This window comes from Pseudomonas rossensis, assembly GCF_039888995.1.
GTDB classification, from domain to species: Bacteria; Pseudomonadota; Gammaproteobacteria; order Pseudomonadales; family Pseudomonadaceae; genus Aquipseudomonas; species Aquipseudomonas rossensis.
The window spans coordinates 80,552-98,443 of the sequence record NZ_JBBWCB010000005.1 but is presented as its reverse complement, the minus strand read 5'-3'; the positions used below and the strand labels follow the sequence as shown (position 1 = coordinate 98,443).

At 60.1% G+C, this 17,892-nt stretch carries 18 protein-coding genes and 1 other RNA gene; 11 read left to right on the top strand and 8 right to left on the bottom strand.

Annotated features, from left to right (window positions below):
* Positions 1-73: 73 nt before the first annotated feature.
* Complete coding sequence (locus tag WLY71_RS03215; RefSeq protein ID WP_347802471.1) at positions 74-523, bottom strand: EVE domain-containing protein; 450 nt, start codon at positions 521-523, stop codon at positions 74-76.
* Positions 524-724: 201 nt separating this feature from the next.
* Between WLY71_RS03215 and WLY71_RS03210 the strand changes: the two genes are divergently transcribed.
* Positions 725-895, top strand: coding sequence for a hypothetical protein (locus WLY71_RS03210; RefSeq protein WP_347802470.1), 171 nt, complete (start codon positions 725-727; stop codon positions 893-895).
* 32 nt (positions 896-927) lie between these two features.
* On the opposite strand, the gene WLY71_RS03205 is transcribed toward WLY71_RS03210, so the two are convergent.
* The 4 genes from WLY71_RS03205 to WLY71_RS03190 all read right to left on the bottom strand — a co-directional run bounded on the left by WLY71_RS03205 (position 928) and on the right by WLY71_RS03190 (position 2,352).
* A complete protein-coding gene (locus WLY71_RS03205) occupies positions 928-1,533 on the bottom strand; it encodes a 5-formyltetrahydrofolate cyclo-ligase (RefSeq protein ID WP_140675317.1) in 606 nt (201 codons plus the stop codon).
* 86 nt (positions 1,534-1,619) lie between these two features.
* A non-coding RNA gene (gene ssrS, locus WLY71_RS03200) (6S RNA) lies at positions 1,620-1,798 on the bottom strand.
* 30 nt (positions 1,799-1,828) lie between these two features.
* A complete protein-coding gene (locus WLY71_RS03195; RefSeq protein WP_007942435.1) occupies positions 1,829-2,146 on the bottom strand; it encodes a cell division protein ZapA in 318 nt (105 codons plus the stop codon).
* Entirely contained in the window at positions 2,143-2,352 is a 210-nt protein-coding gene (locus WLY71_RS03190) for a TIGR02449 family protein (protein WP_007942437.1), read from the bottom strand. The genes WLY71_RS03195 and WLY71_RS03190 overlap by 4 nt, the downstream gene beginning before the upstream one ends.
* Positions 2,353-2,480: 128 nt before the next feature.
* Between WLY71_RS03190 and WLY71_RS03185 the strand changes: the two genes are divergently transcribed.
* The 10 genes from WLY71_RS03185 (at position 2,481) to gcvP (ending at position 14,697) form a co-directional block, all read left to right on the top strand.
* Entirely contained in the window at positions 2,481-3,041 is a 561-nt protein-coding gene (locus WLY71_RS03185) for a YecA/YgfB family protein (RefSeq protein ID WP_347802469.1), read from the top strand.
* A 27-nt stretch (positions 3,042-3,068) separates the two neighbouring features.
* Positions 3,069-4,403 (top strand): Xaa-Pro aminopeptidase, encoded by a 1,335-nt coding sequence (pepP, locus tag WLY71_RS03180; RefSeq protein ID WP_347802468.1) that lies wholly within the window; start codon positions 3,069-3,071, stop codon positions 4,401-4,403.
* The gene (gene ubiH / locus WLY71_RS03175) at positions 4,400-5,587 is read left to right on the top strand and encodes a 2-octaprenyl-6-methoxyphenyl hydroxylase (RefSeq protein WP_347802467.1); all 1,188 of its coding nucleotides are present in this window, start codon (positions 4,400-4,402) and stop codon (positions 5,585-5,587) included. The genes pepP and ubiH overlap by 4 nt, the downstream gene beginning before the upstream one ends.
* Positions 5,580-5,720, top strand: coding sequence for a hypothetical protein (locus WLY71_RS03170; protein ID WP_347802495.1), 141 nt, complete (start codon positions 5,580-5,582; stop codon positions 5,718-5,720). Before ubiH ends, WLY71_RS03170 begins: the two co-directional genes overlap by 8 nt.
* Before the next feature lie 9 nt (positions 5,721-5,729).
* Entirely contained in the window at positions 5,730-6,947 is a 1,218-nt protein-coding gene (locus WLY71_RS03165; protein ID WP_347802494.1) for a 2-octaprenyl-3-methyl-6-methoxy-1,4-benzoquinol hydroxylase, read from the top strand.
* Between the two features lie 231 nt (positions 6,948-7,178).
* Positions 7,179-8,183 carry an extracellular solute-binding protein gene (locus WLY71_RS03160; RefSeq protein WP_347802466.1) on the top strand — a complete coding sequence of 335 codons (1,005 nt, stop codon included), beginning with the start codon at positions 7,179-7,181 and terminating at the stop codon, positions 8,181-8,183.
* A 142-nt stretch (positions 8,184-8,325) separates the two neighbouring features.
* Entirely contained in the window at positions 8,326-9,942 is a 1,617-nt protein-coding gene (locus WLY71_RS03155) for an ABC transporter permease (RefSeq protein ID WP_347802465.1), read from the top strand.
* Positions 9,943-10,098: 156 nt separating this feature from the next.
* Complete coding sequence (gene gcvT, locus WLY71_RS03150) at positions 10,099-11,181, top strand: glycine cleavage system aminomethyltransferase GcvT (protein WP_347802464.1); 1,083 nt, start codon at positions 10,099-10,101, stop codon at positions 11,179-11,181.
* Between the two features lie 50 nt (positions 11,182-11,231).
* Positions 11,232-11,615 carry a glycine cleavage system protein GcvH gene (gene gcvH / locus WLY71_RS03145; RefSeq protein WP_074871817.1) on the top strand — a complete coding sequence of 128 codons (384 nt, stop codon included), beginning with the start codon at positions 11,232-11,234 and terminating at the stop codon, positions 11,613-11,615.
* A gap of 208 nt (positions 11,616-11,823) precedes the next feature.
* Positions 11,824-14,697: an aminomethyl-transferring glycine dehydrogenase gene (gcvP, locus tag WLY71_RS03140; RefSeq protein ID WP_347802463.1), complete on the top strand. Its 2,874-nt coding sequence runs from the start codon at positions 11,824-11,826 to the stop codon at positions 14,695-14,697.
* 66 nt (positions 14,698-14,763) lie between these two features.
* Here gcvP and WLY71_RS03135 read toward each other — a convergent pair whose 3' ends face one another.
* The 3 genes from WLY71_RS03135 to tfpB form a co-directional block, all read right to left on the bottom strand.
* Positions 14,764-15,429 (bottom strand): outer membrane protein, encoded by a 666-nt coding sequence (locus WLY71_RS03135; protein WP_347802462.1) that lies wholly within the window; start codon positions 15,427-15,429, stop codon positions 14,764-14,766.
* A gap of 213 nt (positions 15,430-15,642) precedes the next feature.
* Positions 15,643-15,960: a DUF2388 domain-containing protein gene (locus tag WLY71_RS03130; protein WP_010466645.1), complete on the bottom strand. Its 318-nt coding sequence runs from the start codon at positions 15,958-15,960 to the stop codon at positions 15,643-15,645.
* 73 nt (positions 15,961-16,033) lie between these two features.
* The gene (gene tfpB, locus WLY71_RS03125) at positions 16,034-17,818 is read right to left on the bottom strand and encodes a type IV pilus assembly ATPase TfpB (RefSeq protein WP_347802461.1); all 1,785 of its coding nucleotides are present in this window, start codon (positions 17,816-17,818) and stop codon (positions 16,034-16,036) included.
* Positions 17,819-17,892 lie beyond the last annotated feature (74 nt).

Sequence of the window (17,892 nt, the reverse complement as noted above, 5' to 3'; positions counted from 1 at the left end):
AGCCTTCGGCAGCTCCTACGCCGAGCGCGGTTTCCTGTAGGAGCTGCCGGAGGCTGCGATCTTTTGGCGTCCGTCAGCGCAATGCAATCACCGCCGCCCACTGCTCGGCTGTCACCGGCATCACCGACAGTCGCGAACCTTTCTGCACCAGCGGCATCTCGGCCAGCGCCGCCTGCTGTTTCAGGTAATCCAGCTTAAGCACCTTGGGAAACGTCTCGACATACGCGACATCGATCGCGCTCCAGGCGTTTTTCTCTGCCGTGGCCTTCGGATCGTAGTAATGACTCTCCGGCTCCAGCGCCGTCGGGTCCGGATACGCGGCTTCGACAATCTTTCCGATCCCGGCGATCCCCGGTTCGGGGCAGCTGGAGTGATAGAAGAAAAACTCGTCGCCCACGGCCATGGCCCGCAGAAAATTACGCGCCTGGTAGTTGCGAACCCCGTCCCAGCGCGCCTTGCCAAGCGTCTCCAGGCCCTTGATCGAGAGCTCGTCGGGCTCGGATTTCATCAGCCAATAAGCCATGGTTTTTGCTCCTTGCGAAGTGGGTGGGCAAGTTGTCGGGGAATTTTATGACAAACCGACGGTCGGTTGACGCCAGCGTTTGCGTGTCGGTTCACGTTGTCGCAAAATGCCGGCCTTCTAAGCTTGACGCTGCTGCACGGCCTACACCTACAACGGAAACCGCTGCTGTCATCGTGTTGATGTGCCTTTGGGGGGCAATCGATGAAACGCAAACCGGATTTACTATGGATTTTGGTTATTTTGTTCGGCCTCGGCGTCGTGACCACTGGCTATGCCCAAAGCCTGTGGAGCAACAAGACTGACGCTCCGATCGAAATCGCGCAGCAACAGCAACAGCAACAGCAACAGCAGCCTTCGGCCTTCAAGCGCTGAATCTCTTCGGACGCCGCTGATTCCAGTGGCGTCTAGCCGGCGAAATACCGCGCCTTGTCTGTCACCGTTCCCTGTAACGGCACATCCCAGCTCGCTTGAGCCAATCGTTCGACCTTCTGACATTCATGGGCCAGCCCCAATAGCGTCGGCTTGCGCCAGTTTTTACGTCGTGCCAGGTACGCCAGGCTTCGATCATAGAAACCGCCGCCCATGCCCAGGCGTCCGCCGACATCATCAAACCCCACCAATGGCAACAGCACCAGATCGAGCGCCCAGACTTTGCGTTGCCGGGCGAGGTTGTGCCTGGGTTCGAGAATACGGAAGCGGTTGGGTTTCAGTTTTTCGCCGGGGCGAATTCGCTGGAACACCATTTTGGTTCGAGGCCAGGCGCTGAGCACCGGCAGATACGTCGCCTTGCCCCGACGTTGAGCCGCACGCAGCAAAACACGCGGGTCGATTTCACCGTCAGTGGGCAAATAGAGAGAGATATGTTTTGCGCGGCGAAACAGCGGCTGCTGGGCCAATTGCTTGTACAGCCCGCGAGCGGCCTGGCGTTGCTGACTGGGAGTCAGGGCGCGGCGGGCCTTGCGCAGCATGCGTCGAAGTTGCGGGCGGGGCAGCAGCGCAGGTTCGGTCATGAATTCGGGCTTCGGCAGTACGGGTACATAAAGCGTACCCGTAAAAAAGCCGATGCCGGTATTTAAACCGGCATCGGACTGGAATCAGGCTCCCCGGATGTACCGCTGTCGACTTAGCCCTTGAACCCGAAAGTTCAAGGTGGAAGATGCAGTAGGCTTTAAGGCTTTCCGTCTAGCGGACATGCACACCAGCCCAACGTGCAACCTCCAGGGTATAGCAAATCGGCTCAGGGACATCGCCAACTGGCAAGCACCCCAGGGAGTGTTGCGAGTATACCCCAAGCGGTTTCGCGTTTCAGCCCTTGGTGACGTCCGGATCGGTGGCGAGCACCAGATCGACGCGATCCAGCAGGTCGCGAACCTGCTCACGGGTCGAGCCGCTGGCCTGCACATCCGGGCGTTCTTCCTTGTGCAGAAGATCGTGGGTGATGTTCAGGGCGGCCATCACGGCGATGCGATCGGCGCCGATGACTTTGCCGCTGCTGCGGATTTCGCGCATCTTGCCGTCCAGGTAACGGGCGGCGCTCACCAGGTTGCTGCGCTCTTCCTGCGGGCAGATGATCGAATATTCTTTATCGAGGATCTGCACGGTAACGCTATTGCTTGAACTCATGAGTCTTGCTCCAGGGCCTTGAGGCGCGAAATCATTGATTCGACCTTACGCCGGGCGATTTCGTTCTTTTCAATGAGGTGAGCGCGTTCCTCGCGCCAGGTCTTTTCCTGAGCTAATAGGAGTCCGTTTTGACTCTTTAGTTGCTCGACGCGGCTAATTAGCAGTTCGAGTCTGGCCATCAGCGCTTGCAGGTCGGTGTCTTCCATTGTGTCCACTTAAATTGTGCTTGATGAGTGGTAGCTGGCGGACAGCCTTTAATAGTCTTGGCGAGTCTGTCGATGTAGGATACAAGGCCTTCATTCTAGACATAGCGCCGTCTGGCGCCTAGCTGCCCATGCCCATTCAGAATTCCCCGTACCAAGCCTTCGCCACCCTGCTGACTTCCAGCGGTCATAACGTCTCGCCTGCCGAACTGCATGGCCTGCTGCTCGGTCGCAGTTGCGCCGGTGCCGGCTTCGATGCCGAAGGCTGGCTGATTGACGCCGCCGAGCTGCTCGAAAGCGAGCCGCAGGATAATGTTCGCAACGCCTTGATCGGCTTGCAGGAGATGGTCAAGGGCGAGCTCACCGGCGACGACGTGACCGTCGTTCTGCTGCTGCCGACCGATGACGAGCCACTGGCCGACCGCGCCGCCGCACTGGGCCAATGGTGCCAAGGTTTCCTCAGCGGTTTTGGCCTGAACTGCCGTGACAGCAGCATGCTGAGCACCGAGGCCACCGAAGTACTTCAGGACCTGGCGGCTATTTCACAGGTGCAAGACGCCCTGGAAGAGTCCGACGACGGCGAAAGCGATTACATGGAAGTGATGGAGTACCTACGCGTCGCGCCGCTGCTGCTGTTCACCGAAAACAAAAAGCCGGACGCGCCGGCTGCCGCCAAACCGTCGTTGCATTAATCGCGTGCCAGGGAAAGCCATCTGCCCATGATTCATATCCCGAAATCGGAATACAGCCGTCGCCGCAAGGCCCTGATGGCGCAGATGGAACCCAACAGCATCGCCATCCTGCCCGCCGCCGCCGTTGCGATCCGCAACCGTGACGTCGAGCACGTCTACCGTCAGGACAGCGACTTCCAGTACCTCAGCGGTTTTCCCGAGCCTCAGGCGGTCATCGTTTTGATGCCTGGGCGCTTACATGGCGAATACATACTGTTCTGCCGTGAACGCAATGCCGAACGGGAGTTGTGGGACGGCCTGCGCGCCGGGCAGGAAGGCGCGATTCGCGACTTTGGCGCCGACGACGCCTTCCCCATCACCGACATCGACGACATCCTGCCAGGCCTGATCGAAGGTCGCGACCGGGTGTATTCGGCCATGGGCAGCAACCCGGAATTCGACCGGCACCTGATGGACTGGATCAACGTGATCCGCTCTAAAGCGCACCTTGGCGCCCAGCCGCCGAACGAATTCGTTGCCCTGGATCATCTGCTTCACGATATGCGCCTGTATAAATCGGCGGCAGAAGTGAAGGTGATGCGCGAAGCCGCACGGATTTCCGCACAGGCACACATCCGCGCGATGCAGGCCAGTCGTGTGGGGCTGCATGAGTTCAGCCTCGAAGCCGAGCTCGACTACGAATTTCGCAAGGGCGGGGCGAAAATGCCGGCCTACGGTTCGATCGTCGCCGCTGGGCGCAACAGCTGCATCCTGCATTACCAGCAGAATGACGCGGTGCTCAAGGACGGCGATCTGGTGCTGATCGATGCCGGTTGCGAGATCGACTGCTACGCCAGCGACATCACCCGTACCTGGCCGGTCAACGGCAAGTATTCAGCGGAACAGAAGGCGATCTACGAGCTGGTGCTGGCGTCGCAAGAAGCCGCGTTTGCCGAAATCGCCCCGAATAAACACTGGAATCAGGCCCACGAAGCCACAGTCCGGGTGATTACTGCCGGTCTGGTGAAGTTGGGCCTGTTGCAGGGCGACGTCGACGAGTTGATCGCCAGCGAAGCCTATAAAGCGTTTTACATGCACCGCGCCGGCCACTGGCTGGGCATGGATGTACATGACGTTGGCGAATACAAGGTCGGCGGCGAATGGCGTGTGCTGGAAGTCGGCATGGCGCTCACTGTGGAACCGGGCATCTACATTGCCCCGGACAACCAGAACGTAGCGAAGAAATGGCGCGGCATTGGCGTGCGCATCGAGGACGACGTAGTGGTCACCAAAAGCGGCTGTGAAATCCTGACCAAAGGCGTACCGAAAACGGTCGCCGAGATTGAGGCCTTGATGGCCGCCGCGCGGACACAAGCGGCATGAGTCGAGTCAATCTGGCAATCATCGGTGGTGGTCTGGTCGGCGCCAGCCTGGCGTTGGCACTGCAGGCCGGAGCCAAGGCTCGTGGCTGGAAGATCGTGCTGATCGAGCCGTTTGCCCCCGGCGATACTTATCAACCGAGCTATGACGCCCGTTCTTCGGCGTTGTCCTACGGCGCCAAGCAGATTTATCAACGGTTGGGCGTGTGGCAGGAAATCTCCCGCCGCGCAGAGCCGATCAAGCAGATTCATGTCTCCGACCGTGGACGCTTCTCCACCGCGCGACTGTCGGCGATGGAAGAGGGCGTGCCGGCGCTGGGTTACGTGGTGGAAAACGCCTGGCTTGGCCAATGCCTCTGGCAAGGTCTGGACAAGGACGTGATCAGCTGGCGTTGCCCGGCGGAAGTCACGCGCATGGAGCCGCTGATCGATGGATATCGCCTGACCCTCAACGACGAAATCACTCTGGAATGCGATCTTGCGGTGCTGGCTGATGGCGGCCGTTCCGGCCTGCGCGAGCAACTGGGGATCGGTATCAAAAAGCGCCCGTACAACCAGAGCGCGTTGATTGCCAACATCACGCCGAGTGAAGCGCACAACGGCATGGCCTTCGAGCGTTTCACCGATGACGGGCCGATGGCCTTGTTGCCGTTGCCGGAAAACCGCTGCGCACTGGTCTGGACTCGATTGGGCATGGACGCGCAACGGCTGGCGGCCCTCGATGAAAAGAGCTTCCTCAGCGAGTTGCAAGGCGTGTTCGGTTATCGCCTCGGCACTTTGAAGCAGGTTGGCGCGCGGCACTTGTACCCGCTGACATTGATCGAAGCCGAAGAGCAGGTGCGTCCGCATCTGGCGATTCTCGGCAACGCTGCTCACAGCCTGCACCCGATTGCAGGGCAAGGTTTCAACCTGTCCCTGCGTGATGCTCAAGCGCTGGCGGATGCGCTGCTGGCCAGCGAAACATCTCCCGGCGACTTTGCGACCTTGCAGGCTTACCGCGAGCGTCAGCGTCTGGATCAGAACCTGACAGTGGGTTTCTCCGATCAGGTCACCCGTTTGTTTGGCAGCACTCAACCGTTGGTGTCCCTGGGCCGTAACATCGGTCTGCTCGGTCTCGATCTGTTGCCGCCGGCCAAACGCTGGTTCGCGCGACAGGCCATGGGTTTGGGTGCGCGTCCCGATGCTTAAGTGGCTGACTGCAAGACTCGACTCGATGGTCGATCCGTTTTTCATGCTGATGCTGCTGGAGAACCTCGGTCACCGGTACATTGTCGGAAAAACCCTTTACGTGCGGCTCAAGCCGCAAGCGAGACAGGCTTAAAGCATGGAAATGCGCGCAGATCTGCTGATTGTCGGGGCCGGAATGGTCGGTAGCACCCTGGCGCTGGCGTTGCAGGACAGCGGGCTGGAAGTCCTGCTGCTGGACGGCAGCCCCCTGAGCGTCAAACCCTTCGATGGGCAGGCTTCGTTCGAGCCGCGAGTCAGTGCCTTGTCAACGGCCAGCCAGCGGATTCTTGAGCGTCTGGGCGTTTGGGACGGCATCGCCAATCGGCGCAGCAGCCCCTACACCGACATGCACGTTTGGGACGGCAGCGGCACCGGGCAAATCCACTTTTCGGCGACCAGTGTGCATGCCGACGTGCTGGGGCATATCGTCGAGAACCGCGTGGTTCAGGACGCCTTGCTCGACCGCTTGCACGACTGCGATCTTGGAATGTTGGCCAACGCGCGCCTGGAGCAAATGCGTCGCTCCGGCGACGAGTGGCTGCTGACCCTGGCCGATGGCCGCACCTTGCGCGCACCTTTGGTGATCGCGGCGGATGGCGCTAATTCCGCCGTTCGGCGTCTGACCGGCATGGCGACGCGCGAGTGGGACTACATGCACCACGCGATTGTCACCAGCGTGCGCAGCGCCAAGCCGCATCAAATGACTGCCTGGCAGCGCTTCACCGACAACGGTCCGCTGGCGTTTTTGCCGCTGGAGCGTGACGGTCAGCAGGATTGGTGTTCGATCGTCTGGTCGACCACCCCGAGCGAAGCCGAACGCCTGATGGCGCTGGATGACGACGGTTTCTGCAAAGAGCTGGAGCGGGCCTTCGAAGGCCGACTCGGTAAGGTGCTCAGCGCCGATCCGCGTCTGTGCGTACCGCTGCGGCAGCGTCATGCCAAGCGTTATGTGGCTGAAGGTTTGGCGTTGATCGGTGATGCGGCGCACACCATTCACCCGCTGGCCGGGCAGGGCGTGAACCTTGGTTTCCTCGATGCCGCCGTGCTGGCGGAAGTGCTGTTGCAAGCGGCCACGCGTGGCGAGCGTCTGGCGGATGTGAAAGTGCTCAGCCGTTACGAACGTCGACGCATGCCCCACAACCTGGCGTTGATGGCGGCGATGGAAGGCTTCGAGCGCCTGTTTCAGGCTGATCCGTTGCCGATTCGCTGGTTGCGCAATGCCGGGTTAAAGATGGTCGACCAAATGCCCGAAGCCAAGGCTCTGTTCGTGCGTGAGGCGCTGGGGTTGACCGGGGATCTGCCGGCACTCGCCAAGGCCTGAGGTTTTCTGTGTGGCTAGTGGCCCCATCGCGAGCAAGCTCGCTCCCACATTGGGTTTGTGAACACTGAAGATCCCCTGTGGGAGCGAGCTTGCTCGCGATGAGGCCGGTACATTCACCGCAAATTTCCAGCGGTGCAACATCTGGTAACGCCTCCGCGAACTGTTCGATTGAGAAGGTAAATGTGAGTCCATATCATTTGCCCTTACTTTTTCAACCGAGAGATCGCTCCCATGTTGATACCGAAGCGTCTACTGACCGCGCTCGCCCTGACCCTGATTGGCAGCGCTGCTGCCCAGGCCGCTGACGAGGTGGTGGTTTACTCCTCGCGTATCGACGAGCTGATCAAACCGGTCTTCGATGCCTACACCGCGAAAACCGGCGTGCAGGTGAAGTTCATCACCGACAAGGAAGCGCCGCTGATGCAGCGGATCAAGGCCGAGGGCGAGAACGCCACCGCGGATCTGCTGCTGACCGTCGATGCCGGCAACCTCTGGCAGGCCGAGCAAATGGGCATCCTGCAACCGTTCACCTCCAAGGTGATCGACGCCAACATCCCGCTGCAATACCGCTCATCCGCCCATGCCTGGACTGGCCTGAGCCTGCGGGCGAGGACCATCGCTTACTCCACCGATCGGGTGAAACCCGGTGAGTTGACCACCTACGAAGGTCTGGCCGACAAGAACTGGGAAGGCCGCCTGTGCCTGCGCACGGCGAAGAAGGTCTACAACCAGTCCCTGACCGCCACCATGATCGAAGTCCACGGCGCTGACAAAACCGAGAAGATTCTCAAGGGTTGGGTGAGTAACCTGTCCACTGATGTGTTCTCGGATGACATCGCGGTGTTGGAGGCAATCAACGCGGGTCAATGCGACGTCGGTATCGTCAACACGTACTACTACGGTCGTCTGCACAAGCAGAAGCCTGACCTGGCGGTGAAGTTGTTCTGGCCGAACCAGGGCGACCGTGGCGTGCACGTGAACCTGTCGGGCATCGGCCTGACCAAACACGCCCCGCACCCGGAAGCGGCCAAGGCCTTGGTGGAATGGATGACCACACCTGAAGCACAGAAGATCTTTGCTGACGTGAACCAGGAGTTCCCGGCCAACCCTGCGGTTCAGCCATCTGCAGAAGTGGCGAGCTGGGGCAAGTTTGTCGCCGATACCTTGCCTGTGGAAATTGCCGGCAAGCGTCAGGCTGAAGCGATTCGGATGATGGATCGGGCGGGCTGGAACTGACTCTGCTGTTTTAAAGAGCAAAAGATCGCAGCCTGCGGCAGCTCCTACCGGGTGTACCGCATCCCAATGTAGGAGCTGCCGCAGGCTGCGATCTTTTTGCGTTTAACGTACATTTCATTGTTTCACCGCAGAGAGCTTTTCATTGGCCCACCCCGCCCAACGCCGCTGGTACCCCCTGGTCTTCGCCATCGCTGCGCTGGTCCTGCTGCCACTTAGCGTTTTGCTGTTGTCATGGCAAGCCATCGATCATCAAATCTGGTCCCACCTCTGGGATACCCAGATGCCGCGCCTGCTGGGCAATACCCTGACCCTCGTACTCGGCGTCGGTATCGGCGTGACGCTCTTGGGTGTGAGCCTCGCCTGGCTCACCAGCCTCTGCGAATTCCCCGGTCGGCGTTGGCTGGACTGGGCGCTGATGCTGCCATTCGCCATTCCCGCTTACGTGCTGGCATTCGTCTTCGTCGGCCTGTTGGATTTTGCCGGCCCCGTGCAAACCCTGTTGCGCGAATGGTTCGGCTCGGGCTTGAGGTTGCCGCGCGTGCGCTCCACTGGCGGCGTGATTCTGGTCCTGGTGCTGGTCTTCTACCCCTACGTTTACCTGTTGGCGCGAACCGCGTTCCTGGCTCAGGGCAAAGGCTTGATGGAAGCGGCGCGAGTCCTGGGGCAATCCCCGTGGCAAGCGTTCTGGCGAGTCGCGTTGCCCATGGCGCGCCCGGCCATCGGCGCTGGCGTGGCGCTGGCGTTGATGGAAACACTGGCGGATTTCGGTGCGGTGTCGGTGTTCAACTTCGACACGTTCACGACCGCCATCTACAAGACCTGGTACGGATTTTTCAGCCTCTCCACCGCCGCGCAACTGGCCAGCCTGTTGCTGCTGGTGGTGATGGTCGTGCTGTACGGCGAGCGCCGTGCTCGCGGGGCCAACCGGGCGAGCAACGAACGACCTCGGGTCAAGGCGCTGTATCACCTGCGCGGTTTCAAAGCGCTGGCGGCCATGAGTTGGTGCGCTCTGGTGTTCGCGTGTGCCTTCGTCATTCCGATGCTGCAACTGATGGTGTGGTTCTGGCAGCGCGGGCGCTTCGACCTGGATGAGCGTTACGCAGGGTTGATCGTCCATACGTTGTACCTGGGCGGCATGGCGGCGCTGATCACCGTCAGTGTTGCTTTAGTGCTGGCGTTTGCCCGGCGTCTGGCCCCGACCCAAGCGATCCGCACCGGCATCAGCCTGGCCAACCTCGGCTACGCCTTGCCGGGTTCGGTGCTGGCGGTGTCGATCATGCTGGCGTTCAGTTACCTGGATCGCGAACTGGTGATCCCGTTATCGGGTTGGTTGGGCGGCGCCGGCAAGCCATTGCTGCTGGGCAGCCTGTCGGCGTTGTTGCTGGCCTATCTGGTGCGTTTCATCGCGGTGGCATATGGGCCGCTGGAAAGCAGTCTGGCGCGAATACGGCCATCTTTGCCCGAAGCGGCACGTAGCCTTGGCGTCAGTGGGCCACGACTGTTTTTCAAAGTGTATCTGCCGTTATTGCTGCCCGGCACGTTGAGCGCTGGGTTGCTGGTGTTCGTCGATGTGCTCAAGGAAATGCCCGCGACCCTGCTGATGCGCCCGTTTGGCTGGGACACGCTGGCGGTGCGCATCTTCGAAATGACCAGCGAAGGCGAGTGGGCGAGGGCCTCGTTGCCGGCCTTGACGCTGGTTTTGGTCGGGCTGTTACCGGTCATCGGATTGATTCGACGTTCGGCGCATCGAAACGCCTAGGTGCCAGTCCTACACCTTGAGGCTACAATGCGCGGCATTCGGTGCGGTCCGTCCTACAGACCAGGTAGCTGAAATCGGCTGGAAGCCTTGTATTTCAAGGCTTTCACCCCGTGCAGCACCGGCCCGCACCTTCGCCACGCCCGGAAGGAGAAACCCATGGGACAGCGCACGCCTCTGTATGACCTTCATCTCGCCCTCGGCGCGAAGATGGTCGATTTTGGCGGTTGGGATATGCCTTTGCATTACGGCTCGCAGGTCGAGGAACACCATCAGGTGCGTCGCGATTGCGGGGTTTTCGATGTGTCCCACATGACCGTGATCGATGTCAGCGGCCCTCAGGCCAAGGCCTGGCTCCAGCATTTGCTGGCCAATGACGTCGAACGTCTGCACAGCCCTGGCCGTGCCTTGTACAGCACCATGCTCAACGAGCGCGGCGGCATCGTCGACGACATGATCGTCTACCGTCTCGAGGATGGTTATCGGCTGGTGGTCAACGCCTCCACCCGCAATCAGGACCTCGCCTGGATGCAGGCTCACCTCGATGGTTTCAAGGTGCGGCTCAACGAGCGCTCCGAGCTGGCGATGCTGGCCATTCAAGGTCCCCAGGCCCGGCACAAAATTTCCGAACTGGTGACCCAGTCCCGCGGCAACCTGATTCAGATGCTCAAGCCCTTCGAAGGCCAGGCCGATGGTGACTGGTTCATCGCACGCACGGGTTACACCGGCGAAGATGGCCTGGAAATCGTTCTGCCGGCCAGTCAAGCGCCAGGATTTTTTAACGATCTGGTGGGCGCGGGCATCTCGCCTATCGGCCTAGGCGCGCGCGATACTCTGCGGGTCGAAGCCGGCATGAACCTCTACGGTCAGGACATTCACCAAGACGTTTCACCGCTAGCCTCCAACATGGCCTGGAGCATTGCCTGGGAACCGGCCACTCGCCAGTTCATCGGTCGCAGCGCTTTAGAAGCCGAGCGGGCGGGTGGCGTGCAGCACAAACTGGTCGGTCTGGTCCTTGAGGAGCGTGGGGTTTTGCGCGCTCATCAAGTAGTCCGCATCGCCAATGTTGGCGAAGGGGAGATCACCAGTGGTAGTTTCTCTCCTACGCTTAGCAAGTCGATAGCACTGGCGCGCGTGCCGATGGCGACAGCCGACCGCGCAGAAGTGGAAATCCGTGGCAAGTGGTACCCGGTCCGCGTGGTCAAACCGACCTTCGTACGCCATGGCAAAACCTTGATCTAACCTTTTCTGGCGGGCAACGACCGCTGACAATTCTCTTGAGGACACAGAACATGAGCGATATTCCAGCCGACCTGCGTTTTGCCGAAAGTCACGAGTGGGCCCGTCTCGAAGCCGATGGCAGCGTCACCGTGGGCATCAGCGATCACGCTCAGGAAGCCTTGGGTGACGTGGTGTTCGTTGAGCTGACCGAAGTCGGAACAGTCTTTGCTGCCGGTGATCAATCCGGTGTGGTGGAGTCGGTTAAAGCCGCTTCGGACATCTACTCCCCGGTTGCCGGTGAAGTGATTGCCATCAACGAAGAACTGAGCGCTAACCCTGAGTTGCTCAACTCCGACCCGTACGGTGCCTGGATCTTCAAGCTCAAGCCAAGCAACGCTGGCGATCTGGACAAGCTGCTCGATGCAGCTGGCTACAAGGCCGCCATCGGCGAGTAAGCGTTTAGCGTCATCCCCAAAGCCCCGACTTGTCGGGGCTTTTTTATGCCTTGCAGATCATGGATCAAAAGATCGCATTCCAATGTAGGAGCTGTCGAGTGAAACGAGGCTGCGATCTTTTGATGTTCAAGGGCACTGCGACATCGACTGCTATGCTGGTTTGACCGTGTTGCATCGACGTTGAGCGCCAGTCAAGAGAGAGCCCGTCATGTCCCAGTTGCCGTCCTTGAGCCAGTTACGCGACCCCAATGCCTTCCTTCGCCGCCACCTCGGGCCCGATGCCGCCGAGCAACAGGCGATGCTCGACAGCCTCGGCCTCGGCAGCCGGGTCGAGTTGATCGAGCAGACGGTGCCGCCGGGAATCCGCCTGAACAGGCCGCTCGACCTGCCGCCCGCGCTCGACGAAGAAGCCGCGCTGGCCAAACTGCGCGGTTACGCTGAGCAAAACCAGGTCTGGACCAGCCTGATCGGCATGGGCTACCACGGCACCCTCACGCCGACCGTCATTGTGCGCAACGTGCTGGAAAATCCCGGTTGGTACACCGCGTACACGCCGTATCAACCAGAGATCGCCCAAGGGCGGCTCGAAGCGCTGTTGAACTTTCAGCAATTGACCATTGACCTCACGGGCCTGGAACTGGCCAACGCCTCGTTGCTGGACGAAGCCACGGCGGCGGCGGAAGCCATGGCACTGGCCAAGCGTGTCGCCAAGTCCAGAAGCAATCTGTTCTTCGTCGACGAAAACTGTCATCCGCAGACCATTTCCGTGGTGCAGACCCGGGCAGAAGGGTTCGGCTTCGAACTCATCATCGACACTGTGGATAACTTGAAACAGCACCAGGTGTTCGGCGCGCTGCTGCAGTATCCCGATACCCACGGCGAGATCCGCGATCTTCGTCCATTGATCGATCATCTGCATGCGCAGCAAGCCTTGGCGTGTGTCGCAACCGACCTGCTGAGTTTGCTGTTACTGACGCCGCCGGGGGAGTTGGGCGCCGACGTGGTGTTCGGTTCATCCCAGCGTTTCGGCGTGCCCATGGGTTACGGCGGGCCGCACGCGGCGTTTTTTGCCAGTCGCGATGAGTACAAACGGGCGATTCCCGGGCGGATCATCGGCGTGTCGAAAGATGCTCGCGGCAATGTCGCCCTGCGCATGGCCCTGCAAACCCGCGAGCAACATATCCGCCGGGAGAAGGCCAACTCAAACATCTGCACGGCTCAAGTGCTGCTGGCCAACATTGCCAGTTTCTATGCGGTCTATCACGGTCCGGAAGGGCTTAAACGCATTGCCCAGCGCGTCCATCGGCTGACCAGCATCCTTGCCGCTGGCCTGGAGCGCCACGGTATCACCCGCCTTAATAAACACTTTTTCGACACGCTGACGCTGGAGGTCGGTGGTACTCAGACGGCAATCATCGAAAGTGCCCAGGCTGCACAGATCAATTTGCGCATTCTCGGGCGCGGGCAGTTGGGACTGAGCCTCGACGAAACCTCTGACGAATCCACCGTCGCGAAGTTGTTTGATGTGTTCCTCGGTGCCGATCATGGGCTTAACGTCGAGGAACTGGACGCTGAAGCCCTCGATTCCGGCATTCCCGTAGGTCTGCTGCGCACCTCGCCTTATTTACGCCACCCGGTGTTCAGCGCCCATCACAGCGAAACCGAGATGTTGCGCTACCTCAAGCAACTGGAGAACAAGGACCTGGCGCTCAACCAATCGATGATCCCGCTGGGCTCCTGCACCATGAAGCTCAATGCCACCAGCGAGATGATCCCGATCACGTGGCCGCAGTTCGCCAACCTGCACCCGTTTGTGCCGAAAGAGCAGGCGGTCGGTTATTCGCTGATGATCGAAGAACTGGAGCGTTGGCTCTGCGCGATTACCGGTTTCGACGCGATCTGTATGCAACCCAACTCTGGCGCCCAAGGCGAGTACGCCGGGTTGCTGGCGATCCGCAAATATCACGAGAGTCGTCATGAGGGCGCGCGGGATATTTGCCTGATCCCGTCCTCGGCCCACGGCACCAATCCGGCTTCGGCGCAGATGGCCGGGATGCGCGTGGTGATCGTCGAATGCGACGAGGCGGGCAACGTTGATCTGGATGATCTCAAAGGCAAAGCAGCCGAGGCGGGCGACAAACTCGCCTGCCTGATGGCGACGTATCCTTCTACCCACGGCGTGTACGAGGAAGGCATCAGCGAAATCTGCGAAGTTATCCACAGCCACGGCGGCCAGGTGTACATGGATGGCGCCAACCTCAACGCCCAGGTCGGACTGGCGCGCCCGGCGGACATCGGCGCCGACGTGTCCCACATGAACCTGCACAAGACCTTCTGCATTCCACATGGTGGCGGCGGGCCGGGCATGGGGCCGAGTGGTGTGCGGGCGCATCTGGCGCCGTTCGTGGCCAATCACCCGGTGGTGCCGATTGACGGGCCGCTGGCGCAAAACGGCGCAGTCAGCGCGGCGCCTTGGGGCAGCGCGAGCATTCTGCCGATCAGCTGGATGTACATCGCGATGATGGGGCCGCAATTGGCGGATGCCAGTGAGGTGGCGATCCTCGCCGCGAATTACCTGGCGCAACACTTGTCCGGGGCGTTTCCGGTGCTTTACACCGGGCGTAACGAACGGGTGGCTCACGAATGCATTCTTGATCTGCGGCCACTCAAGGCGCTGACCGGGATCAGCGAGGAGGACGTCGCCAAGCGGCTGATGGATTACGGGTTCCATGCGCCGACCATGTCGTTCCCGGTGCCGGGGACGCTGATGGTTGAACCGACCGAAAGTGAATCGAAGGCAGAGCTGGACCGGTTTATCGGGGCGATGCTGAGTATCCGCGCGGAAATCACCGAGGTGCAGAACGGCAACTGGCCGGCCGATGACAACCCGCTGAAACGTTCGCCGCATACCCTGGCGGATATCACCGGGGTGTGGGAGCGGCCCTACACCATCGAGCAGGCGGTGACGCCGGATGCCCACACCAAGGCGCATAAGTACTGGCCGGTGGTGAACCGGGTGGACAATGTCTACGGTGACCGCAATCTGTTTTGTGCGTGTGTTCCGGTGGATGATTACCGCTGACACACCGTTTTGTATTCCAGCAAAAAAATGCCGCTCATGGAGAGCGGCATTTTTTTGAGTCATGAATCAGAACGACATCCGCGCTTCAACGTAAAGATTCTGCTCTCGAAGCTTGCCCTTTAGCTGTTCGTCCCGTGCATTGATGCGGTTGGCGAAGGTGTTATAGCCGGTTTCAACCTTACCCATGTCGACATAGCGGTAGCCGGTGCCGACGGTAATTTGCCGGGTCAGTTTTAGGTCTGCACCGACGCCCAGGGTGTAGGCGAAATTGTTTTGGGTATTGTTGGCAAATCGACGTGAAGGGTTGGACTGGTAGCCTTCGGAATTGATATGGGCCACACCTGCGCCGGCCATGGCGTACAGCGATAGGCTTTGGGTCAAGGGGAAGTCCTTGTAGGCATTGAACATCAGGCGCTTGGATGAGACCTGCATGTTGTTAACGTTGGCGTTGAATGGCGCCCAGTAACTCTTGAACTCCGAGTCCTGCTTGATGGTGTACTCGCTTTCCAGGCGCCAGCCACCTATGAACTCATAGCCGAGCGCAACGGAGCCGCCGACATCTTTGTTGCGCTCCGGACTGACGGTACGGTTGTTCACTCTGGGACTTGTGAGCAGGGCGTCGGCAAGTTCTTGCTGGACGCTCTGGATTTTTATCGAGCCGTACAGGCCTTCGGCTTGGGAAACGTGACTGTAGGCGGCCAGCAGAAGTAAAGATAAGACTGGTTTTTTCATGTGAGTCGATTCGCTTGTGGGGGTAATCCGAATCGACAAAGTTTGAGTTCGCACGTCTGGCGCTCATATCAGAGCTTTCATCAGTAGGTCGGTGAAAACTCGTCTGCATGTCAGTGTTTTGGCGTTAGCCTACGTAGGAAATAGCTATGCAATTTCTCTGGTTCAAAAAAATGCCGCTCATTGAGAGCGGCATTTTTTATTCAGCAACAACGCTTATTCCGAAGCAACGGCATTCTTCGCCAGGATCGCGTTCGCCAGTTCCATGTCCGTGGCCTGCAGGCCAGGGTTGTCGGCGCGGACTTTCTGCATCGCGGCCTCCAGGTATGGGCCGCGAATGCCGCCGTCACTGGCGACAAAGCTGCCGGCATCGTCCTGGGCAGCAACGATCAGCTTGTGATCCTTGAAAGTCAGGTAGGTCGAACCGGTAGTCGCACCGGACGAGATGACGTTACGCCAAAAGCTATCGGCCATCGCCGAACCGACAGGAAGGGACAACAAGGCGATGGTAGCGACAGCAAGTTTGAGACGCATATTGGGTGACTCCACTGGGTTAACTACGGCGTTGGATTGCCAATCCCCCAATCGAGTTCCATGACGGCCGCGCCTACTTTTGTTCGCTCTGCGGCGTCACCCGCAATACCTCCTCAATCGTCGTCAAACCCGCCGCCACTTTTTGCGCCCCTGACAACCGCAAACTGCGCATGCCTTCCTTGAACGCCTGACGCCGCACGGCCAGCAAATCGGTGTCGGGGTTGATCAGCGCCTTGACGCCGTCCGTCAGCTGCATGATTTCATAGACTCCGGCGCGGCCGCGGTAACCGGTATCGCGGCATTCCAGGCAACCGATGGCGCGATGTGCGTTGTTCGGCAACGGTGCCTGCCAGGGCCGGGTCAAGGTTTGCCAGTCTTCTTCACCCAGGGTCAGCAGTGCCTTGCAATGCGGGCACAAGGTGCGGACCAGGCGCTGGGCCATGACGCCAAGCACCGTGGCTTTGATCAGGTAATGCGGCACACCCAGTTCCAGCAAGCGGCTGATCGCGCTCGGCGCATCGTTGGTGTGCAGCGTCGACAGCACCAAGTGGCCGGTGAGCGCAGCCTGGATCGCCATTTCAGCGGTTTCCAGATCTCGGATCTCACCGATCATGATGATGTCCGGATCCTGTCGCATCAGCGCGCGCACACCGGCGGCGAAGGTCAGGTCGATGTTGTGCTGGACCTGCATCTGGTTGAACGCCGGCTCGACCATTTCGATCGGGTCTTCGATGGTGCAGAGGTTGACCTCCGGCGTCGCCAGTTTCTTCAGGGTGGTGTACAGCGTGGTGGTCTTGCCGGAGCCGGTCGGGCCGGTGACCAGAATGATGCCGTTGGGCTGGCTCGTCATGTCTTGCCAGCGACGCAAGTCTTCGGCGGAGAAGCCCAGCTGATCAAAGTTCTTGAGCAGTACCTCCGGGTCGAAGATCCGCATGACCATTTTTTCGCCGAACGCCGTTGGCAACGTAGACAGCCGCAGCTCGACTTCACCACCGTCCGGGGTCTTGGTTTTCACCCGGCCGTCCTGGGGTTTGCGTTTTTCCGCGACGTTCATTCGCCCGAGGCTTTTCAGGCGGCTGACGATGGCCATGGTCACTTGCGGCGGGAATTGATAGACGTTATGCAGCACGCCATCGATGCGAAAACGCACCGTGCCTTGTTCGCGCCGGGGTTCGATGTGGATGTCGCTGGCGCGTTGCTGGAACGCGTACTGGAACAACCAGTCGACGATGTTGACGATGTGCGCGTCGTTGGCGTCCGGTTCCTGGTCGCTGGCGCCGAGGTTGAGCAGCTGTTCGAAATTGCCCAGGGTGTTCATCTGCTGATCGGCGTTGGTCGCGCCGCTGACCGATTTGGCCAGGCGGAAAAACTCCACGCTGAAGCGCTGGATGTCCACCGGGTTGGCGACCACACGCTTGATCGGCAGCTTCAGCACATGGGTCAGGTCGGCTTCCCAGCCGGTGACGTAGGGTTGGGCGCTGGCCACAGTCACCGCGTCGCGGTCGATAGACACCGCAAGAATCTTGTGGCGCTGAGCGAACGCGTAGGACATCAGCGGCGTAATCGCTGCCACATTGATTTTCAGCGGATCGATACGCAGATAAGGCTGACCGGCCTGCTGCGACAGCCAAAGCGTCAGGCTTTCCAGGTCGAGGTGTTTACCGGGACGGCTGAGGTCGTCCAGGTGTTGGCTGGCGATGAATTCCAGCGGGTGCATCTGGCCATTGGCAGCGTGACGGCGTCGAGCATTGAGCGCGTGTTCGGCCGAGTCCTGGCTGATAAAGCCTTGGGCGACCAGTTCACGCAGCAAATCATTGAGATCCAGCCAGCGGTCCTGAATGGCAGGTTGAACGGACATGCGGGCTCCTCATGAACAACAGTTCGCAAAGGATAGTCGCGGACCCGCAGACCGTTGGGCCACTACCCGACGAA